This is a genomic window from Streptococcus taoyuanensis (genome assembly GCF_029589235.1).
Classification (GTDB): Bacteria; Bacillota; Bacilli; order Lactobacillales; family Streptococcaceae; genus Streptococcus; species Streptococcus taoyuanensis.
Genome location: NZ_JARQVW010000010.1, coordinates 40,805 through 62,655 on the forward strand (window position 1 = coordinate 40,805; position 21,851 = coordinate 62,655).

A 21,851-nucleotide genomic window follows, 5' to 3' on the forward strand; every position below is an offset into this window, starting at 1 on the left:
AGAGATTATGAATACGAAAAAGATGAGATATGTATGGTTTCTAGTCATCCTTTGCATTTTCTGTTTGACCTTGTTTTTAGCGAGAACGAGAAGTAAAGTGGAGATGCGAAATCGAATTTATCGTCAGTGGAATGAGCATTTTGTTGTTTCAAAAGGGAAAGAATCCTATGTTCGAACCACCAATGATAGCAATCAAACGGTAGTGTTATCCGAGGCGCAAAGTTATGGAATGCTCATTACTGTTGCAGCTGCCGAAAAAGGACAAGCCCAACAAGCAGACTTTGACCGACTCTATCACTATTATCTAAATCATCGCTTAGAAGGTACCCAATTGATGTCTTGGAAACAAACCATCAGCAATGGGAAAGCAAAGGATGAGGATCATAATGCAACAGATGGAGATCTCTACATCGCCTATGCTCTTCTAAAAGCCGCTCAGCAATGGCCAAAGCAAGCTAAAGACTACCAGGCTCAAGCCAAAGCGATTTTAGAAGATATTCTCGCACACAACTACAATGAAGAAACTGGTGTGTTAACGGTGGGGAATTGGGCCAATCAGGACTCGGAGTTTTATCATTTGATGCGGACGTCTGATACACTGCCAGCGCAATTCCAGATCTTTTATGAAGTGACAAAAGATTCGAAGTGGTTGGATATCAAAGAAAAGATGTTGCAGCAACTCCAAACGATCAGCTCCCAAACCAAAACAGGTTTACTACCTGATTTCATCTGGGTAGATGAGCAAGGAACGCGCGTAGCGGATCCCAAGACGATTGAATCCAAGTATGATGGTGCCTACTCGTATAACGCTTGTCGCCTTCCATACAACCTTGTTCAAAGTAAGGACAAAACCAGTCAACAATTGGTGAAAAAGATGCTTAACTTTTTCAAGAGTCAAAGAAACCTGTATGCAGGTTATGACTTGAAAGGGAAGGCCTTGAACAATCATCAGGCAGCAAGCTTTTTGGCACCGATTGTCTATGCCTCTGAACATGAAAAAGGCTATTTGAAGTTGGTGCAACAGAACAAGTATATCTTTACACAAGATCTACCTCTGAACAACTATTACGATGCAACCATGACAACCATGATTGCACTTGAATTGTTCTAAATACTTGAGAAGAGAGAGTTCCCCAGGATGGTCTGTCCATTTTGTTGGGACTCTCTTCTTTTGATTCTCGAAAAAAGGAACCAATAGCAATTAGGCAGTCTATTTTTGAAAAATAATGGTGAAAATCACCTGAAAACTACCTGAAAAATCATGCTCTGAGCAGAAAACTTTTATTCTCAAAGGATTTTCTATATAATAGAGGATACAAAGGATGGAAGAGTTTATGTATCGAGTGATTGAAATGTACGGGGACTGTGAACCCTGGTGGTTTTTAGAAGGTTGGGAAGATGATATCGTGAGTAGTCGGAAGTTTGAAGACTATTACCAGGCTTTGAAATACTACAAGCAGAAATGGTTGGAGTTAAATGAGCATTTTCCAAGTTATAAGAGTCGGAGTGACCTCATGACGATCTTTTGGGATACCAAGGAGCAAGAGTGGTGTGAGGACTGCAGTGAAGATGTGCAGTTTTTCCATTCGATTGTCCTTCTAGAAGACGAGCACAAGATCCCTAAAAGCAAGCTCCGCCCAGGCTACGAAAAGGAAAGAGGCAGTCGCAAACACCGTTCTTGTCAATATACACTCGATTCAAAAAAGGGGACAACCCTGTCATAAGAGACATTCGGAAGATTTTCTAGAGCGATCTAGAAAGTCTTCTTTTTTTGTCTTCTTTTTCGAATAGTATAAGTGAGAGGAGGAACTATGGTTCAAGAAATTGCAAAAAAACTGATCCGTATGGGGAAAAAGGAAGAAGCTCAGGATCTTTACTTCATTCCTCGGAAGGAGGAGTACCAAGTTTTTATGAGGGTGGGAGACGAGAGGCGCTTTGTGCAGTCCTTCCCTTTTGAAGAGATGACAGCTATTATCAGCCACTTTAAGTTCGTAGCAGGGATGAATGTGGGAGAAAAAAGGCGCAGCCAGCTAGGATCGTGTGATTACCCTTTGGAGAATGGAGTGGTCTCGATTCGCTTGTCGACGGTGGGGGATTATCGTGGTTATGAAAGCTTGGTCATTCGGCTCTTGCATGATGAGGAACGTGAATTGCGGTTTTGGTTTGATCAGTTGCCGGACTTGAAGAAGAAATTGGCTGGTCGTGGCCTCTATCTCTTTGCAGGTCCTGTTGGTTCGGGAAAGACCACTCTCATGCATGCGTTGGCGCAAGAGCGCTTTGCGGACCAGCAAGTCATGTCTATTGAAGACCCTGTCGAGATCAAGCAGGACAATATGCTTCAACTTCAGCTGAATGACCAGATCGGCATGACCTATGACAACCTGATCAAACTCTCCTTACGCCATCGGCCGGACCTTCTCATTATTGGAGAGATCCGAGATAGGGAAACAGCTCGTGCGGTCGTACGAGCTAGTTTGACAGGAGTCACCGTCTTCTCTACTATTCATGCGAAAAGCGTTCGAGGTGTTTATGAGAGGCTCTTAGAACTTGGAGTGAGTGAGGAAGAGCTCAAGATTGTTTTACAAGGTATTTGCTACCAACGATTAATTGCAGGAGGAGGTGTGGTCGATTTTGCGACGGAAAACTACCAAGAGCACTCAGCCAGCCGCTGGAACCAACAAATGGATCTCTTGGCTCAATCGGGATATATCCAGCTGGCTCAGGCCCAAGCCGAAAAAATTATCTACCGCTAAACAAAAGCAAATTATTGAATTGTTTTTGAATCTTTATTCGAGTGGTTTTCATCTGTCTGAGATCGTCGATTTTCTGGATCGCTCCCACCTAGTGGAGAGTCGTTTGGTTTCCCAGATGCGAGAGGATCTCTCGCGGGGCCGGAGTTTTTCAGAGATGATGGCGGGGATCGGTTTTTCAGATGCAGTGACGACACAGCTGTCTCTCGCTGAGCTCCATGGCAATCTTGCATTGAGCTTGAAGAAAATCAGTGCTTATTTAGAAAACATGCGCAAGGTCAAGAAAAAGCTGATTGAGGTGAGCACTTATCCTCTTATCTTACTTGGGTTTTTAGTTTTGATTATGCTAGGCCTGCGTAATTATTTGCTCCCTCAAATGGATGCTCAAAATATTGGGACACAATTGATCAGTTCCTTCCCCCAACTCTTTTTGGCCTTAGGAGCGGGACTGGTGACCTTCTTCTTACTCGGCTTTCTCTATTATCGGAAGTCGGGCAAGATCAACGTTTTTAGAACCTTGTCTCATTTGCCTTTCGGAAAAGGCATGATTCAAGCTTATTTGACAGCCTATTATGCCAGAGAATGGGGCAATCTGATTGGGCAAGGATTGGAATTGTCTCAGATTTTTTCCATGATGCAGGAGCAAAAATCCCAGCTTTTTCAAGAAATTGGGAGGGACTTAGCTCTTTCTTTAGATCGTGGCCAGTCCTTTTCAGAAACGGTCAGGGGGTATCCTTTTTTCAAAAAAGAATTGCCCCTTATGATTGAATATGGTGAAGTCAAATCAAAGCTCGGAAGTGAGTTAGAGATCTACGCTGAAAAAACATGGGAAGATTTCTTTCGTCAGGTTCACAAGGCCATGAATGTGATACAACCCTTGGTGTTTGTCTTTGTGGCTCTTGTGATTGTGTTACTCTATGCAGCCATGTTGCTGCCGATTTATCAAAATATGGAGGTTCATTTATGAAAAAATTAAAAACCTATCAGGTTAAAGCCTTTACACTTATTGAAATGTTGGTGGTCTTATTGATCATCAGTGTGCTTTTATTGCTCTTTGTGCCGAATTTGACCAAGCAAAAAGACTCCGTGAAGGAGACAGGAAATGCAGCGGTTGTGAAGGTGGTCGAAAGCCAGGCTGAATTGTACGAGCTCAATCATACCAATGACCAAGCTACTCTAGCAAAGCTGATTGCTGATGGAAATATTACCAACAAACAAGCAGAGTCCTACCGTGCCTATTATGCGAAAAATAGTGGAGAAACTCGTGCGGTTGCAGATTAAGGCCTTCACCTTGGTGGAGACTCTTCTGACCTTGATGATCGTCAGTTTTATCTATCTGGGCTTATCGGGATCGATCAAGACGAGCTTTCAGCAGGTGGAAGAAAAAGTATTTTTTGCAGAGTTTGAACACCTCTATCAAGAAAGCCAGAAAATAGCGCTGGCAAGGCAAACGGAATTGGATGTTGAAGTGACTGCAAGGAAGATTCAAACGCCTTACCAGACGGTGGAGATTCCTGATTCTGTCATTTTGCAAGATCCTAAAACTATTCGTTTAGACCGAGCAGGTGGCAATTCATCCCTGGCCAATGTTCACTTTCAGACACAGAGAGGAGTGGTGACCTATCAACTGTCGCTTGGAAATGGGAAAATTAAAAAAAGCATCCGTTCCCGCTAGTATTCTCATAGAATCTTTGGTAGCCTTGGGTTTATTTGCCATGATTACGACCTTATTGTTAGGGGAGATCCGGCGTTCGCGCAAGGAGCGACTAGCGGATTTCAAAGAGGTAGAGGTCTTATCTGTCGCTCAAATGGCGCTTCAGACAGGGCAAAATCATCTAGAGGCCAATGGTATTCAGGTTCAAGTCGAAAAAGATGCCGATCAACTCACGGTCTATCATCAAGGAAAGGTGGTGCTGCATGTGGAATAAAGGAAAGGTCAAGGCCTTTACCCTGCTCGAAGCCTTGGTCGCTCTCTTGGTGCTCAGTGGGGGTGTGTTGGTCTTTCAAGGCTTGACCAAGCTCCTGCATGCTGAATTGGACTACCAGGCGCATCAAAAGCAGGAAGAATGGATACTTTTTCAGCAACAATTGCAGGTGGAATTGGATCGGAGCCATTTTGAAAAAGTAGCGGACAATCATATCTACTTGGTTCAGGATCAAAAACCAATTGCCATTGGTCAATCTAAAGGAGATGATATCCGAAAAACAGATGATAAGGGCAGGGGCTATCAGCCTATGATTTCAGGGGTTCGCTCTAGCCAAATTTGGCAGGAGGGAGAGTTGATTCATCTGCGGTTGAATTTCGAAGAAGGTCTAGAAAGGGAGTATGTCTACCATGTGGTACCAGCGATGCAAAATGAAAAAAGTTAAGGCTGGTGTCTTGCTCTACGCCCTCTTGATGGCAGCGATTTTTAGTCTCTTACTTCAGTTTTACCTGCACCGTCAGGTTGCGGAGAGACGGATCTTAAAGACGAGTCAAGATCGCCTTCGGGCCTATGCTTTGGTGCAAATGGCTCTTGAAAAGAGAAAGAGTGATGAGAAGACATCAGAGATTCATTTAAAATCTGGAGTTGTTCAGCTACAGCAGGACACTGATTTTCTTCATGCTCAGGCTAAGATGGATGGCGAAAGCTATGAGTTTGTCCTTCCTGTGAGGGAAGAAAAAGAAAGCAAGAAAGCTAAAAAAGAAAAGAAGAAGACGCAGAAAGATAAAGAGCAGACAGGGAGCGAAAAGCCTTCTGAAGAGACTTCAAATGAGACCAAGGAGCCATCAGAAAATAGCGAAAAAGACTAATTTTTGGTATGATAGGGTGCGGAGGAAAACATGAATTTCGAAAAAATTGAACAAGCCTATACCTATCTATTAGAAAACACTCAAAGTATTCAAAATGAATTGTCGACCAACTTTTATGACGCCTTGATTGAACAAAATGCCATGTATTTGGATGGCAAGACAGATCTAGACATTGTTAAAAACAATAGCAAAAAATTAAAAGAACTAGGTTTGAGTAAGGAAGAATGGCGCAGAGCCTACCAATTCCTTTTTATGAAAGCTGCTCAGACAGAGCCTTTACAAGCGAATCACCAGTTCACACCAGATGCGATTGGTTTTATCATTACATTTTTGATCGATCAGTTGGCTAAAAGCGACCAACTGGATGTCTTAGAAGTGGGAAGTGGAACCGGAAATCTCGCTGAGACTATTGTCAACAATAGCCGTCTCACGATTGATTACTTAGGATTGGAAGTAGATGATCTCTTGATTGATCTATCTGCTAGTATCGCAGATGTGATGGAGTCCAGTGTTGTCTTTGCACAAGGCGATGCGGTTCGCCCACAAGTTTTGAAAGAAAGTGACTTGATCGTCAGTGATCTTCCAATTGGTTATTATCCAGATGATGCGATTGCACAGCGCTATCAGGTAGCGAGCTCCGAAGGCCATACCTATGCTCATCACCTTATGATGGAACAGGCTCTGAAATACCTGAAACCTCAAGGAGTAGCCATCTTTTTAGCTCCAAACAACCTCTTGACGAGCTCTCAGAGTGATCTGTTGAAAGCTTGGCTAACAGACAAGGCTCAACTCCTTGCCATGCTGACCTTGCCAGAATCTCTTTTTTCAAATCCGGCATATGCTAAGACGATTTTCGTCCTACGAAAACAAGAAGAAGAGTCTGTTCAGCCCTTTGTCTATCCTTTTACCGATCTCCAGGATCAAGACCAGGTGGTTCACTTTATGGAAAGTTTCCAAAACTGGTTAAAGGATAGTGAAATTTGATCAAAGATCTGATATAATAGAGGAAGTGAAAACGCTTAATGAGGTGAATATATGTCGAAAACAATTTCTATTAATGCAGGAAGCTCTAGTTTGAAATGGCAATTGTACCAAATGCCAGAGGAAACTGTTCTTGCAAAAGGGTTGATTGAACGGATCGGTTTGAAGGATTCTATTTCAACTGTTAAATTTGATGGACGCTCTGAAAAACAAGTATTAGATATCCAGGACCATACACAAGCTGTAAAAATTTTGTTGGATGATTTGATTCGCTTTGATATTATCAAATCCTACGATGAGATTACAGGTGTGGGCCACCGCGTCGTTGCTGGTGGAGAATACTTCAAGGATTCTGCCTTGGTAGATGACGAAGTCCTTCGAAAAGTAGAAGAATTGTCTTTGTTAGCACCTCTTCATAATCCTGCAAATGCAGCTGGAATTCGTGCCTTTAGAGAGATTTGTCCAAATATTACCAGTGTTGTGGTATTTGATACTTCTTTCCATACAACCATGCCGGAAAAAGCTTATCGTTACCCTCTTCCAACTAAATATTACACAGAAAATAAGGTTCGTAAATATGGCGCTCATGGAACCAGTCATCAGTATGTAGCTGGTGAAGCTGCTAAACTTCTTGGAAAACCATTAGAAGAATTGAAATTGATCACCTGCCACGTTGGAAATGGTGTATCTGTTACAGCGGTTGACAAGGGAATCTCTGTCGATACCTCAATGGGCTTCACCCCTCTAGGTGGTGTCATGATGGGAACCCGTACAGGGGATCTTGATCCAGCGATTATTCCTTACTTGATGGAACATACAGAGGATTTCAGTAAGCCTGAAGATATTAGCCGCATCCTCAATCGTGAATCAGGTCTTCTGGGTGTTTCTGGATCTTCTAGTGACATGCGGGATATTCATACAGCGATGCATAATGGAGACGAAAAAGCCAAATTGGCTTACGATATCTTTATCGATCGTTTGCAAAAATACATCGGTCAATACTTGGCTGTCTTGAATGGTGCAGATGCCATCATCTTTACAGCAGGAATCGGTGAAAATGCAGTAAACGTTCGTTCTTCTATTATCAATGGAATCAGCTGGTTTGGCTGCAAGGTCGACCCTGAAAAGAACGTCTTTGGAGTTGTCGGAGATATTTCCACAGATGATTCCCGTGTGAAGGTATTGGTGATTCCAACGGATGAAGAGTTGGTGATTGCGCGTGACGTTGAACGTTTCAAAAATCAGTAAACTGTAATAAAGAGAGAAGGCTGGAGGCGAAAGCCCCAGTCTTCTTATTTTATACAAGAAAGAGGTTGTCCATTGAAAAATATACAGTCATTTGTTCGAAAGCACCCATTATGTAAGAATGCCCTCTGGCTCCTTCTTTTTGTGCCCTTATTCTTTCTCTCACAATTCCCCCTCATCACCATGGTTTATTCCCTTCAAGAAGGAATGGATGCAAGGTGGGTCACTATCCTCACTCTCTTGGTGACAGTGGCGGTGCTATTTATTTTTTATATAGTCATCAAAAAGAGCCCTCTGGAGAACTTAGATGCTCGGGTTATAACCTGGCCGTCTTTGGGGAGAAATTTTCTTTTTCTTCTCTTGTTGATGGCTAATAACCTGCTCGCCTATCCCTTGTTGAAACAAGAGGCAGGTGGTACGACGGCAAACCAAGCGGCTCTGAATGAACTGCAATCTCATGCTCCTTTTCTTGCTATGGGAATGGTCGTGATCCTTGTTGCTCCGATTCTAGAAGAGCTGCTCTGTCGGGCCATCATCCCTCGTTTGATCTTTCGAGGGGCAGAACCAATCGGTTACCTAGCTGGTGCTCTCTTTTTTACGTACTTGCATGGACCGAGTACCCTAGGGGAATGGGTAGCTTACGGAGGCATGTCCTTGATCTTAACTTGGGTGGCTTATCGCTACAAGCGGATCGAATATAGCATTTGCCTTCACATGACCTTGAATGCGCTGGCTTATTATTATCCAGCTGTATTCCTCCTTTGTTTATTGCCGGTATCGAGAGTTTTCTTCCATGATAAATTATGATAAAATGGTAGGTACCAATGAGTTTTGATGCAGAACCTTCTTACAGAAGGTCAGAAAAAATCAGAAATCCGTATGGAGAGTAGACTCAGAGGTTTAGAACACTTGTTCTAGCCTCTTTTATTCGCAATCATGCTGTAGGAAGGGAATCAAAGGAGAACGAAAATGATTGATAAAAAATGGCTGAGTGGCCAAGGGACCCTTCTTTGTGGGATCTTAAATGTCACTCCGGATTCATTTTCTGATGGCGGTAAGTATACGAGTGTGGATGTAGCCTTGCAGCAGGCGAGAAAACTGATCCAAGAAGGAGCTCAGATCCTCGATATCGGAGGAGAATCAACCAGACCAGGAAGTCATTATGTGGAGATCCAAGAAGAGATTGACCGCGTGGTTCCAGTGATTAAAGCCATTCGGAAAGAAAGTGATGTCTTGATATCAGTGGATACCTGGAAGTCCCAGGTGGCGGCGGCAGCGCTGGAAGCTGGAGCCGATATTGTCAATGATATTACTGGTTTTCTTGGAGATTCTAAGATGGCTACTGTGGTTGCAGAGCATGAAGCCAGCGCAGTTCTCATGTTTAATCCAGTGATGGCAAGACCGCATCATCCAAGTTCCACTATTTTTCCAACTTTTGGTTTTGAACCAGCTTTTACAGAAGCAGAGCTTCAAACAATGGCTCAAGAACCGATTCAAGACGTGATGTGGACCTTCTTTGACCGCTCGCTTGCGGTCGCAAAAGAAGCCGGTGTCCAGGCGGAACGGATCATGCTAGATCCTGGTATCGGCTTTGGTTTGACCAAGCGCGAGAACTTACTCTTATTACAAGAGCTTGAAACCATCCACCAAAAAGGTTATCCGATCTTTCTAGGGGTCTCCCGCAAACGTTTTGTGGTCAATATTATTGAAGAAGCTGGATTTGAGACAGATCCTGCAACGGAGACTGGTTTTTGGAATCGGGACCTGGCTTCGAGCCATTTGACGAGTATTGCAGCCAGTCAAGGAGTCGAAGTGGTGCGGGTGCATGATATTCCCCTACACAAGATGGCAGCCAGTCTGGGCCAAGCCATTTTCCAAGCCCAAGAGGCAGCAGATACTAATTTAAAACAATACAAGTAAATGAAGACAAAAGAACATCAGTTGGATCTTCGTTGGCTAGAAGCCTATCGTTCCCAAGATCCACATTTCGGCTTGGAGCGCATGGAAGCTCTCTTGGCGTTGAGAGGAAATCCTCACCTAGACTGTCGGGTCATTCATGTTGCGGGGACTAATGGCAAGGGATCTACCATTGCTACCTTGTCCCAACTTTTGAGGCAGGCAGGTTTACGCGTTGGAGTCTTTACCTCTCCTTATCTGATCCATTACAATGACCAGATCACCATTAATGGCGAAGCCATTTCAGATCAAGACCTGCAAACCTATCTGGATAGCTACCAACGGCTCTTGGAAGCTGAAGAATCAAGAGACATCTTTCAAGGTTTGACGGAATTTGAAGTGATGACGGCGGTCGCCTATGATTATTTTGCTCATGAGGAGCTGGATTATGTGATTATGGAAGTCGGTATGGGGGGACGACTAGACAGTACCAACGTCTGCCAGCCCGTTCTGACTGCGATCACATCGATTGGCTTGGACCATGTTGCTCTTCTTGGGCCAGATCTGGCTTCCATTGCCCGTGAAAAGGCAGGTATCATTAAGCCAGGAATTCCTCTGGTTCTAGGGAAATTAGAAGCAGAAGCTAGCCAAGTCATTGAAGGCATTGCGATTCAAGAGCAGGCACCGATAACAGCCTATGACAGAGATTACCAAGTTGAGCTAGAAGCCTCTTATCTATCGGGCCAATCCTTTTCTTATCACAGTTCCAAAAGAGAAACAGCTTCTTATCAAGTAGCACTCTTAGGTCATCACCAGGCCAGAAATGCAGCTCTTGCTATCAGTATCTGTGATGTGCTTTTTGAAAGAGAAGGGCGTGAACTCTTGTCAAAAGAGTTGGTAGATAAGGCTTTGCGTCAGGTTGTCTGGCCTGGTCGGATGGAAGTGATCTCTCGAAAACCCATGATCTTGCTGGACGGGGCCCATAACCCCCATGCCGTTGCGCCTTTGATCGCAAGTCTTCGAGAACTGTTCCCAAGTCAAAAAAAGACCATTCTTTTTACTTGCATCCGGACCAAAGCCTTAGAAGAGATGCTCATTCAGTGGCAGGAACTGGAAAATAGTCGCTTGATCCTCACGACCTTTGAAGATCCAAGAGCCTATTCTCAAGAAGAGATGACAGCTGCTGCAAACCACCACCAGCTTGAGGAAGTCAACTGGCGAGAATTTTTACAAAACTGGCAAGCTGGAGATGATGAGCTCCTCATTGTAACAGGATCGCTCTATTTCCTTAGCCAAGTACGACCTTATTTATTAAAAACAGAAAAATCCAACTAGGAGATGATATGGATACAAAGAAAATTGAAGAAGCAGTAAAAATGATTATCGAGGCAGTCGGTGAAGATGAGAACCGTGAAGGGCTTCAAGAAACCCCGTCCCGCATTGCAAAGATGTACCAAGAAATCTTTTCAGGACTAGGACAGACGGCAGAAGAGCACCTGTCTAAATCATTTGAAATCATTGATAACAATATGGTGGTTGAGAAGGATATTTTCTTCCATTCCATGTGTGAGCATCACTTTTTGCCGTTTTATGGAAAAGTGCACATTGCCTACATTCCAAATGGCCGTGTTGCTGGGCTTTCAAAACTGGCTCGTACGGTCGAAGTTTATGCTAAAAAACCACAGATTCAGGAACGATTGACGGTAGAAATCGCAGATGCCTTGATGGAATATCTTGGAGCGCAAGGTGCCCTTGTCTGGGTAGAAGCAGAACATATGTGTATGAACATGCGGGGTGTCCGTAAACCTGGGACTGCTACAGTGACAACTGCTGCGCGTGGATTGCTTGCGACAGATAAAGACTTGAAAAATGAAGCCTATAAACTCATGGGCCACTAATGGCTGGCTATAAGAGGTGAAGAGAGTGGATCAATTACGGATCAAGGACTTAGAGGTATACGCCTATCATGGTGTTTTTCCAGCAGAAAAAGAATTGGGACAACGCTTTGTCCTAGACCTATGGGTGGATTATGAAATGACCCGTGCTGCCCGCACAGGTGATTTGGAAGCTTCGATCCATTACGGGATCTTAGCGGAACAATTGACCGAGTGGATGCAGGCAGAAAAAATCGATCTGATTGAAACGGTGGCCTTTCAATTGGTGCAAAAGATTTTCGAAAGCTATGCCTTTGTAGAAAAAGTTCGTCTGGAGTTGAAAAAGCCCTGGGCTCCTGTTCCCTTGCCATTAGAGACTTGTTCTGTGACAATTGAACGGGAGAAAAAACGGGCCTTTATTGGGCTTGGCACCAATATGGGAGATAAACAACTGCAACTAGAGACGGCGCTAGAAAAACTCAAGGATCGAGGCATTCGCCTTCTTCAGACATCCACAAGGATTGAAACAGAACCTTGGGGAGGAGTGGAGCAGGACACCTTTTTGAATCAGGTGGCAGAAGTTGAAACCTGGATGACCCCAGAGGATTTATTAGAGACCTTACTTGCCATTGAGCAGGAAATGGGACGTGTTCGTGAGGTCAAGTGGGGGCCACGTGTGATTGATCTAGATCTGCTCTACATGGAGGACACCATTTGTTACAGTCCGAGCTTGATCTTACCGCATCCTTATGTGGCAGAACGTGCCTTTGTCCTAGAATCTTTGAATGAAATTGCTCCTCATTTTGTGGACCCTGTTCAAAGAAAGCCCATTCGCCAATTATGGGAGGCTGTCAAATAGTTTCTCTTCTTTGCATTATAAAAAAACAATCCCTCGAGCAGGGATTGTTTTTGTTTGTCTGAGTTTATTTACGATACAAGCGATCGTATTGGTAGACAGGGTCCATAGTGACGTTGATACCGAGCTTGCGAAGGACATTCTTGTCTTCGTCTGTTAGCATCACGGTTGAGTGGGCTTCGCTGCCTTTCAACTTGCCTAATTCTTGCATAGCAAGCTTAGCATCTTCGTTGCTCATGGCTGTAATGGCAAGGGCAATGAGGATCTCGTTCGAGTGAAGACGAGGGTTACGGCTACCCAAATGATTGATCTTCAAGCCTTGGATAGGTTGGACGTATTCTGGCTCGATTAATTTGGTTTCTTTATCAATATGCGCCAATTTCTTGATCGCATTGATCAAGAGGGCTGCCGTTGGACCAAAGAGATCAGAGGTTTTTCCGGTTACCATCTCGCCGTTTGGCAATTCAAGGGCCAAGGCTGGCTCACCTGTTTCTTCTTCTTTTTGGCGGGCAAGCACGGTCACTTTCCGATCATTTGGAGTAATGCCCAAATCATTCATCAAGAGCTCAATCTTCTTGACGGCTCCTTCACCGACACGTTCAGCTTTGACATCCAAGATGGTTTGGTAATAGCGACGGATGATTTCTTGTTGGGAAGCTTCAATCGCAGCGTCATTGTCCACAATGGCAAAGCCAACCATGTTGACGCCCATGTCTGTTGGAGAAGCGTAAGGGGAGGTTCCTAAGATGCGTTCCAACATGCGCTTCAAGACAGGGAAGATTTCGATATCGCGGTTGTAGTTGACCGTTGTTTCTCCATAGGTTTGGAGGTGGAAGGGATCGATCATATTGACATCGTCTAGATCTGCAGTCGCTGCTTCATAAGCCAAGTTAACTGGGTGGTGCAAAGGAAGATTCCATACTGGGAAGGTTTCAAACTTGGCATAACCTGATTTGATCCCATTTAATTGGTCATGGTACATATTGGACATACACGTTGCCAGCTTACCAGAACCAGGTCCAGGAGCTGTCACAACGACCAAATTGCGGCTAGTTTTGATGTAGTCGTTTTTCCCCATCCCTTCAGGAGAGATGATGTGGTCCATATCAGTCGGATAGCCCTTGATCGGATAGTGGAGATAAGAGGCGATCCCGCTCTTGTCCAGTTGTTTGCGAAAGGCGTCTGCTGCTGCTTGTCCAGCATATTGGGTGATGACGACAGAGCCTACAAAGATCCCTAATTCATTGAATTTGTCGATCAAGCGTAGCACTTCTTGGTCATAAGAAATTCCTAGGTCCCCACGGGCTTTTGAGTGCTCAATGTTGTTGGCGTTGATGGCAATGACAATTTCCACCTGGTCGCGCAATTCTTGGAGCAGCTTGATCTTATTGTCTGGTTCGTATCCAGGGAGGACACGAGCAGCGTGAAAGTCTTCTAACATCTTACCACCAAATTCAAGGTAGAGCTTGCCATCGAATTGGTTGATCCGCTCAATAATGTGGTCACGTTGCAAGTTCAAATACTTTTCAGAACTAAAAGCTTGTTTTTTCATGTAAAACTCCTGTATATAAGGGAAGGGTCTGCCACACAAATCCAAGGATGAGTGTTCCGTTCCCTACCATTTCATTCTTTCATATTATATCAGAAAACAGATGGAAGATAAAATATTCTAAGATACTTTCCTAAGATGAGGTTAGACATCATAGAATTTGATTGTTCAGGCATATTTTTTACATAAAATGACCTAAGTGATGCTAAACAAATAAAATGAGGTAGTCTATTAAGGTCATTGCAGGGTGCACTTAAACTTTCCGCTGTGAGAAAAGTGCCTGAAACGACTCAGTTTTAGGCACTCGGAATTATTGAGACCTCAGGCTCAATAATTAGTCTTGGAACTTCGGAGAAGTTCGCAGACGTCCGTACTCACCTAAGGAAAGTTTTTAAGAGGATTTTATCCTCGATCTGAAAGCCCCTTACGGGGCTTCAGATCGATGTTGTTTAATAGTGTTTGATCAAATCAACTGTAGAGCGATCCAATTTCTTAACCAATGCTTGTAAGAAGGCTTGCGCTTGTAAGAAATCATCCATGGCATAGAGGGTTTGGTGAGAGTGGATGTAACGTGCACAGACACCAATAGTGGTTGATGGGACTCCGCCGTTCTTCAAGTGTGCTGCACCTGCATCGGTACCACCTTTGGCACAATAGTATTGGAATTTGATGCCCGCTTCTTCAGCCGTAGTGAGCAAGAAATCCTTCATATTTGGTAGCATGATGTGACCTGGATCATAGAAGCGAAGCAGTGTTCCTTCCCCAATCGCTCCTTGGTCTCCAAAGACATCGGCTGCTGGCGAACAGTCTACAGCAAGGAAGATTTCAGGATCAAATTTAGTGGTTGAAGTGTGGGCTCCACGAAGTCCCACTTCTTCTTGAACGTTGGCCCCTACATAGAGTTCATTGTTTAAGGCTTGTCCGGAAAGGCTCTTGGCCAATTCGCTGACCATCAAGACGCCGTAGCGGTTATCCCATGCTTTAGAGATGACGTTTTTACCATTAGCAGTAAGAATCGCAGAGCTATCTGGGACCAAGGTATCTCCAGGACGGACTCCATAGCTTTCAGCTTCGGCTTTAGAGCTAAAGCCTGCATCAAAGACGATGTCGCTAATGGCAGGTACGGTTGGTCCACCTGTTCCACGTGTCAAATGAGGAGGAACAGATCCTGAAATAGCAGGGTATTCACGTCCGTCACGTGTAAAGAGTTTGAAGCGTTGGCTGCTGACGACCATCGGGTTCCAACCTCCGATTGGGACAACACGGAAAGTTCCGTCAGCTTTGATCTCGCTGATCATAAAACCAACTTCGTCCATGTGGGCAGCCACTAAGATACGAGGAGCATCGGCTGCCGTTGAGTGTTTGACCCCAAAGATCCCACCGAGACCATCTGTCACGATTTCGTCCACATGAGGGGTCAATTGTTGGCGCAAATAATCCCGTACAGGAGCTTCATGACCTGAGATAGCAGGGATTTCAGTTACTTCTTTGATTTTAGAAAATAAATCAGTCATAGGTTACCTTCTTTCTGATGCTATTTTATCACTTTTTCTACAAGGATGGTAGCGTTATTATGGAAATCAGACTCTAAAATCGGAGGGAGAGATCCAGCTTAGACCGTTGTCCCTCTGCTTATTTTGTGTTACAATAGGCACTATGAAAGCTAAAAAAATTATTTTGTCTAGTCTGGCTGTAGCAAGTGCAGGAGCTCTTGCGGCCGGTGTCTATAAAATTGCCAAAGATCAAAAGCGTCTCCGTACCCAAGAAGAGTTGGTAGCAGAAGTACGGGAGCAAATGGAAGCCATGGGGACGATTGCGACTCTGTATGTGGAACTCTACGAGTCTAGTGAAGAGCGCTTAGTAGGTGGTGTCATTTTTGAAGATGAGCGCCATTACCGCTTTGTCTATGAGGATGGTCTCTTGCATTACGAAGAGGAAAAACTATGATTACACCAAATTCTCTAGAAGAAATTGCTTCTTATGTAGAGCAAGAGGGCAAGAAAGTGTTTGTCTTTTCAGCAGATTGGTGTGGGGATTGCCGTTACCTCAAACCTTTTTTGCCGGAGATTGAGGCTGAAAATCCCGAATTTACCTTTATCTTGATTGACCGCGATGCCTATATGGATCTGGCGAAAGTCTGGGATGTTTATGGGATCCCAAGTTTGGTGGTTCTGGAAAAGGATAAGGAAATCGGTCGGTTTGTCAATCGGGATCGGAAAACTAAAGCGCAGATTACAGCATTCTTAGCAGGATTAAAATAGGAGAAAATCATGATTGTAACATACAACAAAGAACAAGTCGGCGATGTCTTGATGTTGACCCTGAAAAATAGTGGGGAAGCCAAGCTCGCGGTGGAGAGAAAAGGAAAAGTGGCTCGTGTTTACCGTGAGGACAACCAAGAAACCGTTGCCTGGAATATCTTTGATGCCTCATCTTTCTTCGCCATCGAAGGCAAGGGCCAAGTCTTTTTGACAGATGAGCAAGTAGCTCGTTTGAACCAAGAATTGGAAAGAGAAGGCTTCGCAGAACGTTTAGTCAATGATCGGGAACCAAAATTTGTGGTGGGAGAAATCCTTGAAATGGTAGCCCATCCAGATAGTGACCACTTGAATATCTGCCAAGTAGCAGTTGGACCAGATAAGACGGTTCAGATCGTAGCTGGAGCTCCAAATGCGCGGGTGGGTCTAAAGACCATTGTCGCTCTTCCAGGTGCTATGATGCCGGATGGCAGCTTGATTTTCCCAGGGGCCCTTCGTGGTGAAAAAAGTTATGGCATGATGTGCAGTCCGCGTGAATTGCACTTGCCAAATGCTCCTCAAAAACGAGGCATTATTGAATTGGATGATGCAGAAGTAGCAGGGACACCTTTTGATCCTGCTCGTCACTGGCACGAATAAAGAGAAGAATCTAGGATGTTTTGGATCCTAGATTTTTTTGATTTTGGTTTGTCACCTCCATTTTTTGAAATTTTTTCGAATAAATAGATAGGAGGTAAATGATGTATAATAAAGTTATTTTAATCGGTCGCCTAGTAGCGGCCCCAGAATTGCATAAAACCAGCACAGACAAATCCGTTGCCCGAGTGACCGTTGCGGTCAATCGTCGCTACAAGGACCAAAACGGGGAGCGAGAGACTGATTTTGTCAATGTGGTTGTCTGGGGGAAATTGGCTGAAACCATGGCTAGTTATGCCAGTAAAGGGAGCTTGATCTCTTTGGATGGAGAGATTCGGACACGCCGCTACGAGAAAAATGGGGTCATGCAGTATGTGACAGAGGTCCTCTGCCAAAGTTTTCAGTTGCTAGAGAGTCGCGCTCAGCGAGCGATGCGTGAAAATGGTGGAACGGGAGATTTAGCCGATATCATCTTAGAAGAGGAAGATCTTCCTTTTTAGAAACAAAAAAGAAAGCTGGTTCGTTTATAGACCAGCTTTTTTTGATACTTGGTAGGGATTTCATTCGGAAACTAGTCTTTTAAAAATAAAGCAAAAATATGCATCTGTACAATAAAAGCCAGCATTTATCTTGAAAAAGTAGTAAAATAAAGTAATATATATTCAAAATTTTCAGAAAAGGAACGGAGTTTGAAAGGAAAAGAAGATAGAAATGAACGGTTGAAATGGCTGATAAAACGGGTTCTACTGGTGATTCCAGTGGCCTGCCTCCTCTTGTGGATCTATGCCGTTTGTCAAACCAGTAGCATCAAGGATCAGACCAAGATCGGTGTCACCTATATGACCATGAACAATGAGTTCTATAAAAGTATTCATTCGGAAATTAGTCGAATTGCCGATGAGAGAGGGGCTCTTGTATCTGTTCGAGATCCGGAATTGGATGAAAAAAGGCAGAGCCAGCAGATCGATGATTTTTGCGCCCAAAAAGTAAATGTGATTGTGATTAATCCGGTCAAAGGGGATAGTCAGCCCATTTTAAGGGCTCTTAAAAAAGCTAGAAAACAAGGAATTAAGATCATTGCAGTTGATACCCAGCTCAAGCATTTTAAGCCGGATGCCAGCATTGTCTCCGACAACTACCAAGCAGGAGTCTTGATTGCGAAAGAGTTGATGAAACGCTCTTCAAATGCTCGGATCCTTCTCTTGGAGCATAAGGGGACTGTTTCGGCAGATACGCGGATTCAGGGATTTAAGGATACCATCAAAGGACATGGGTCTTATCAGATCATCTCGGAACTAGAAACCAAGGGTCAGACGGAGATCGCCATGCCCGCTGTCCGTAAGTTTTTGCAGTCAGGGGGGAATGTCGATACTCTAGTCGCCTTGAATGACCGTTCAGCTATAGGAGCTTTAGCAGCGATCAAGGAGCAAGGAATCACCCATCCCATTGCGATCTATGGGATTGATGGCTCACCAGATATGAAAGCCTTGCTACACTCGACAGATGATGTCGTAGGAACCGTTGCCCAGTCTCCGTTGAAGATGGGAGATCGCGTGATGGAGGTCATCCAAGATATGGCTGATGGGAAGAGCTACCAAAAAGAAATAACCATTCCGGTTCAAATGATGACAAAGGAAAACATCGATCAATTTGATGTAAATGGGTGGCAGTGATGAGAAAATTTAGAGGTGTGAGGTACAGTTTGGCCATCCTGATGGTCGTGAATTTTATCGCTGTTATGCTCAACAGTATCATCTATCTTCAAGCAACCAACTATATCATTGCTCAACGACAAGCTCCCTTATTATTGGAACGTTTGGAGCGCATTCCTTTTGCGCCCTCTACAACTTTTTGGTTGTCTGCGCTCTTATTTGTTGGAATTGCCTTGATCTCCATGAGTCGTTACCGGTCTCAAATGAGTCGATGGTCCATTTTTGATAAGTGGAACATTCTGGAGATCCTCCTGATGTTGCTCTTGATGTGGGTCCAAAATGTAGCTTATAACGGGCTCATTCTCTTGGTTTTTGCGGATATCTTCTATGGTTCCAAAGAGTTGAATACCAAGCGAGACCGCAAGTATTGGTTTGCGTTTATCCTAGTAAGTTTCCTGATGCTTCTTGTGACCAATTCAGACGTCTTTTCGCTTTTCTTTCCGATACCTTCTCTGGATGTCTATATTCATTTTTATCCTGCCTCCATTCGGATTCTGGCCTTTTTCCTGAAAAATTCCCTCTATGCCTTGAATATGGTGCTCTTCATTATTTCGCTTTTGTTCTATATTATGAATGTTCTTGCGGAAAACCACGAAGTAGAAGAAGAGTTGGCCATGGTTTCGAAGGTCAATACGGAGTTGAACAACTATATGGCCTTGTCTGAGAAGATTGCAGAGGATCGAGAGCGCAAGCGGATTGCTCGGGAGATTCACGATACCTTGGGACACGCGCTAACAGGGATCTCGGCAGGTTTAGATGCTGTCGGAGTCTTGATTGATATCGATCCCAATCGGGCAAAAGAGCAGGTAAAAAGCGTATCAGAAGTGGTTCGTGAAGGAATCCAGGATGTGAGGGGCTCTCTCAACCGCCTCCGTCCAGGTGCCCTTGAGGGACGAACCCTCAAAGATGCATTAGAAAAGATGATCCGCGAGTACCAGACGCTTTCCAACTTGCAGGTTGATTTACACTATGAATGGGTCGATGTTGATATGGACGTCATGATTGAAGATACGATCTTTCGTGTGATCCAAGAGTCTATGACCAATGCGGTTCGCCACGGTCATGCCAGTCGATTGAGCCTTCATTTTTTTGAGGATGAAGAAGATTACCTGATCGAGTTGCAGGACAATGGGGTTGGGTTTGAAACCTTGACCTATGGCTATGGGCTCAAGCAGATGATGGAGCGCATTTCCATCCTAGGAGGACAGCTTCAATTTGAAAGTCGCGATGGATTTTTCACGCGCGTCAGTTTACCGAAATATAAAGAAGGGAGATAGAGATGGTGATAAAAGTAATGGTGGCAGATGACCAGGCCTTGATTCGAGAATCTCTGAAAATTATTTTGTCAGCCCACCCCGATATCGAAGTGGTGGCCACAGTGGAAGATGGGAATCATGTCTTGTCGAGCATTCCACAGACACATCCTGACCTGATCTTAATGGATATTCGGATGCCAGGCATGGATGGGGTTTTGGCGACAAAAGAAGTCAAAGAGCACTATCCGGATATCAAAATTATTATTTTAACGACCTTTGATGATGATGAATTTATCTATAGTGCGCTCAAGTATGGTGCTTCAGGTTATCTTTTAAAGGGAGCCTCGACAGAGGAACTCTATGAAGCGATTAAGGTGGTGCATCAAGGCGGAGCCATGATCAACCCGAATATCGCTAGTAAAGTCTTTCAAATTTTCTCACAAATGGCCAAAACCAACTTCTCTATTGCTGTAGATGAGGACAATGTCAAGGATTTGAGCACGACGGAATGGCGCATTATTCAAGAAGTCGGCTATGGGGAGTCCAATAAAGAAATTGCGGCCAAACTTTTCTTGTCAGAAGGAACCGTGCGCAATTACTTATCAACGATTTTGGCGAAATTAAACCTACGAGATCGAACGCAATTAGCGATCTGGTCAGTCCAAACAGGAGTGACGAGACGTGATTTTTCTAAAGGAAATACAGAATGAAATTGAAGCGAAAGCATCTTTGTTGGGGGATTGGTCTCCTTGTTGTGCTCTGTGTGAGCGCAGGTTTTTATTGGTGGAAACAGCAACCGACCGTACTCCATATCGGCGTTTATGCAGGTTCTAGCTGGGATGTGCCGACCAGTCAACGTTCCCATGCCTTGGATCGTGCGATTCAAAAATTTGAAAAATCCCATCCCCACGTCCGTGTAGAGTATGAAAACGGGATTCCGCAGTCAGATTATTCAGACTGGCTCTCTGAAAAGATTGTCTCAGGAAAGACGCCAGATGTGTTTATGGTCTCTGAGCAAGATCTTACCTTATTAGCAGCGCGAGGCGTATTAGAAAAGTTAAACGGCTATATGGATCGAAAAGATCAAGCTGCCTTTTATCCCGTTGCATTTGAATCCGGTGTCTATCAGGGGCAAACCTATGCCTTACCTTATGAAAGCAATCCGATTTTGATGTGTGTCAATAAAGATCTCTTGGATAAAGAAGGCATCGCGGTTCCCAAAAAAGGTTGGACCCTTGAAGAGTTCTATACGATTTGCAAGAAACTAACCAAGGATACCAATGGGGATGGGCAATTGGACCAATTTGGAAGTACAGAATACACCTGGAAAGAAGCCTTAGCGGCAAATGGAGGTCATCTCTTCCAGGGTGGCATGCTCAAGCTGACAGCTCCAGAAGTGAAAGAGTCTCTGACTTTTCTGCAAAAATTGGAAGATCTAAATAAAAATTACAAGGTGAGTTCTAAAGATTTTGACCAGGGGAAAGTCGCCTTCTATCCCATGACCTTGGCCCAATATCGGACCTATAAACCTTATCCCTACCACGTTTCTAAATATTCAAACTTCACTTGGACCTGTATCCCGATGCCGGCTAAGTCAAAAACGACCAAGGCAACCTTGGTCACGACGACTTCTTTTGCTATGTCAGCTCGAAGTTCTCATTCCAAGTTGGCTTGGGAACTGATGCAAGTTTTGACAGAGGATCCAGACATTCAACAAACCCTCTTTGCCCAATCCCAAGGGATCTCTGTCATGCCACAGGTAGTCAAGAGTCGCTCTAGTAAAGACCTTCTGCAGGTAGATGATTTTGGGACGGATTCCTTGACCAATCAGACCTTGAACCGCATCATGGAACAAGCTGTTGAAAGTAGCCCGAAAAATGTCTCAAAAGAGCTGTTAGAAAAGTTAGATTACTTGATTGGCAATGCCTTGCGCGATCAAGATGTTGAGAACCGCTTGCCTCAAATTCAGAGGGAGATTGAAAGTAGTCTACAGGTAGGAGTTTAGAGTAAAATAAGATGGCATTTTGTCAAGTGACAGATGTCA

26 protein-coding genes are annotated in these 21,851 nt (G+C 44.1%); 24 read left to right on the top strand and 2 right to left on the bottom strand.

Features of this window, described 5'->3' with window-relative positions:
* The first annotated feature begins 7 nt into the window (after nt 1-7).
* The 16 genes from P5Y91_RS07185 (at nt 8) to folK (ending at nt 12,399) form a co-directional block, all read left to right on the top strand.
* Nucleotides 8-1,111, top strand: coding sequence for a family 8 glycosyl hydrolase (locus P5Y91_RS07185; RefSeq protein WP_118397207.1), 1,104 nt, complete (start codon nt 8-10; stop codon nt 1,109-1,111).
* A gap of 223 nt (nt 1,112-1,334) precedes the next feature.
* On the top strand, nt 1,335-1,724 hold the full coding sequence (locus P5Y91_RS07190) for a DUF1033 family protein (RefSeq protein ID WP_070587909.1): 390 nt from the start codon (nt 1,335-1,337) through the stop codon (nt 1,722-1,724).
* 87 nt (nt 1,725-1,811) lie between these two features.
* Nucleotides 1,812-2,753 carry a competence type IV pilus ATPase ComGA gene (comGA, locus tag P5Y91_RS07195; RefSeq protein ID WP_049496844.1) on the top strand — a complete coding sequence of 314 codons (942 nt, stop codon included), beginning with the start codon at nt 1,812-1,814 and terminating at the stop codon, nt 2,751-2,753.
* Nucleotides 2,686-3,717 (top strand): competence type IV pilus assembly protein ComGB, encoded by a 1,032-nt coding sequence (gene comGB, locus P5Y91_RS07200; RefSeq protein ID WP_182448484.1) that lies wholly within the window; start codon nt 2,686-2,688, stop codon nt 3,715-3,717. The genes comGA and comGB overlap by 68 nt, the downstream gene beginning before the upstream one ends.
* Nucleotides 3,714-4,031 carry a competence type IV pilus major pilin ComGC gene (comGC, locus tag P5Y91_RS07205; RefSeq protein WP_003009763.1) on the top strand — a complete coding sequence of 106 codons (318 nt, stop codon included), beginning with the start codon at nt 3,714-3,716 and terminating at the stop codon, nt 4,029-4,031. Before comGB ends, comGC begins: the two co-directional genes overlap by 4 nt.
* Nucleotides 4,021-4,425 (top strand): competence type IV pilus minor pilin ComGD, encoded by a 405-nt coding sequence (gene comGD, locus P5Y91_RS07210; RefSeq protein WP_003004513.1) that lies wholly within the window; start codon nt 4,021-4,023, stop codon nt 4,423-4,425. Before comGC ends, comGD begins: the two co-directional genes overlap by 11 nt.
* Nucleotides 4,391-4,678 carry a competence type IV pilus minor pilin ComGE gene (gene comGE / locus P5Y91_RS07215; protein WP_003004353.1) on the top strand — a complete coding sequence of 96 codons (288 nt, stop codon included), beginning with the start codon at nt 4,391-4,393 and terminating at the stop codon, nt 4,676-4,678. The genes comGD and comGE overlap by 35 nt, the downstream gene beginning before the upstream one ends.
* Entirely contained in the window at nt 4,668-5,120 is a 453-nt protein-coding gene (gene comGF / locus P5Y91_RS07220; RefSeq protein ID WP_061455749.1) for a competence type IV pilus minor pilin ComGF, read from the top strand. Before comGE ends, comGF begins: the two co-directional genes overlap by 11 nt.
* A complete protein-coding gene (comGG, locus tag P5Y91_RS07225) occupies nt 5,107-5,544 on the top strand; it encodes a competence type IV pilus minor pilin ComGG (RefSeq protein WP_003009770.1) in 438 nt (145 codons plus the stop codon). Before comGF ends, comGG begins: the two co-directional genes overlap by 14 nt.
* Nucleotides 5,545-5,574: 30 nt before the next feature.
* Complete coding sequence (locus P5Y91_RS07230; protein ID WP_118397210.1) at nt 5,575-6,528, top strand: class I SAM-dependent methyltransferase; 954 nt, start codon at nt 5,575-5,577, stop codon at nt 6,526-6,528.
* A 51-nt stretch (nt 6,529-6,579) separates the two neighbouring features.
* Nucleotides 6,580-7,773 (top strand): acetate kinase, encoded by a 1,194-nt coding sequence (locus P5Y91_RS07235; protein WP_118397213.1) that lies wholly within the window; start codon nt 6,580-6,582, stop codon nt 7,771-7,773.
* Nucleotides 7,774-7,845: 72 nt separating this feature from the next.
* Complete coding sequence (locus P5Y91_RS07240) at nt 7,846-8,577, top strand: CPBP family intramembrane glutamic endopeptidase (RefSeq protein ID WP_118397216.1); 732 nt, start codon at nt 7,846-7,848, stop codon at nt 8,575-8,577.
* 162 nt (nt 8,578-8,739) lie between these two features.
* The gene (gene folP / locus P5Y91_RS07245; RefSeq protein ID WP_118397219.1) at nt 8,740-9,690 is read left to right on the top strand and encodes a dihydropteroate synthase; all 951 of its coding nucleotides are present in this window, start codon (nt 8,740-8,742) and stop codon (nt 9,688-9,690) included.
* Nucleotides 9,691-11,001: a bifunctional folylpolyglutamate synthase/dihydrofolate synthase gene (locus P5Y91_RS07250; RefSeq protein WP_118397222.1), complete on the top strand. Its 1,311-nt coding sequence runs from the start codon at nt 9,691-9,693 to the stop codon at nt 10,999-11,001.
* An 8-nt stretch (nt 11,002-11,009) separates the two neighbouring features.
* Nucleotides 11,010-11,564 carry a GTP cyclohydrolase I FolE gene (folE, locus tag P5Y91_RS07255; RefSeq protein ID WP_031572633.1) on the top strand — a complete coding sequence of 185 codons (555 nt, stop codon included), beginning with the start codon at nt 11,010-11,012 and terminating at the stop codon, nt 11,562-11,564.
* Nucleotides 11,565-11,589: 25 nt separating this feature from the next.
* Nucleotides 11,590-12,399, top strand: coding sequence for a 2-amino-4-hydroxy-6-hydroxymethyldihydropteridine diphosphokinase (gene folK / locus P5Y91_RS07260; protein WP_031572637.1), 810 nt, complete (start codon nt 11,590-11,592; stop codon nt 12,397-12,399).
* Between the two features lie 64 nt (nt 12,400-12,463).
* Here folK and P5Y91_RS07265 read toward each other — a convergent pair whose 3' ends face one another.
* Nucleotides 12,464-13,948: a DUF1846 domain-containing protein gene (locus tag P5Y91_RS07265; protein ID WP_003009791.1), complete on the bottom strand. Its 1,485-nt coding sequence runs from the start codon at nt 13,946-13,948 to the stop codon at nt 12,464-12,466.
* Between the two features lie 446 nt (nt 13,949-14,394).
* A complete protein-coding gene (pepA, locus tag P5Y91_RS07270) occupies nt 14,395-15,459 on the bottom strand; it encodes a glutamyl aminopeptidase (protein ID WP_014712788.1) in 1,065 nt (354 codons plus the stop codon).
* A gap of 142 nt (nt 15,460-15,601) precedes the next feature.
* On the opposite strand from pepA, the gene P5Y91_RS07275 reads away from it, so the two are divergent.
* The 8 genes from P5Y91_RS07275 (at nt 15,602) to P5Y91_RS07310 (ending at nt 21,812) form a co-directional block, all read left to right on the top strand.
* On the top strand, nt 15,602-15,892 hold the full coding sequence (locus P5Y91_RS07275; RefSeq protein ID WP_003004245.1) for a DUF4651 domain-containing protein: 291 nt from the start codon (nt 15,602-15,604) through the stop codon (nt 15,890-15,892).
* Nucleotides 15,889-16,206: a thioredoxin family protein gene (locus P5Y91_RS07280; RefSeq protein ID WP_013904499.1), complete on the top strand. Its 318-nt coding sequence runs from the start codon at nt 15,889-15,891 to the stop codon at nt 16,204-16,206. Before P5Y91_RS07275 ends, P5Y91_RS07280 begins: the two co-directional genes overlap by 4 nt.
* Nucleotides 16,207-16,215: 9 nt before the next feature.
* Nucleotides 16,216-16,842, top strand: coding sequence for a YtpR family tRNA-binding protein (gene ytpR, locus P5Y91_RS07285; RefSeq protein WP_023919637.1), 627 nt, complete (start codon nt 16,216-16,218; stop codon nt 16,840-16,842).
* A 101-nt stretch (nt 16,843-16,943) separates the two neighbouring features.
* The gene (locus P5Y91_RS07290; protein WP_003004675.1) at nt 16,944-17,339 is read left to right on the top strand and encodes a single-stranded DNA-binding protein; all 396 of its coding nucleotides are present in this window, start codon (nt 16,944-16,946) and stop codon (nt 17,337-17,339) included.
* 189 nt (nt 17,340-17,528) lie between these two features.
* The gene (locus P5Y91_RS07295) at nt 17,529-18,512 is read left to right on the top strand and encodes a substrate-binding domain-containing protein (protein WP_118397225.1); all 984 of its coding nucleotides are present in this window, start codon (nt 17,529-17,531) and stop codon (nt 18,510-18,512) included.
* The gene (locus tag P5Y91_RS07300; protein ID WP_118397446.1) at nt 18,512-19,828 is read left to right on the top strand and encodes a sensor histidine kinase; all 1,317 of its coding nucleotides are present in this window, start codon (nt 18,512-18,514) and stop codon (nt 19,826-19,828) included. Before P5Y91_RS07295 ends, P5Y91_RS07300 begins: the two co-directional genes overlap by 1 nt.
* A gap of 5 nt (nt 19,829-19,833) precedes the next feature.
* Entirely contained in the window at nt 19,834-20,517 is a 684-nt protein-coding gene (locus P5Y91_RS07305; RefSeq protein ID WP_070664840.1) for a response regulator transcription factor, read from the top strand.
* Nucleotides 20,514-21,812 (top strand): ABC transporter substrate-binding protein, encoded by a 1,299-nt coding sequence (locus P5Y91_RS07310; RefSeq protein WP_195327203.1) that lies wholly within the window; start codon nt 20,514-20,516, stop codon nt 21,810-21,812. Before P5Y91_RS07305 ends, P5Y91_RS07310 begins: the two co-directional genes overlap by 4 nt.
* Nucleotides 21,813-21,851: the final 39 nt, after the last annotated feature.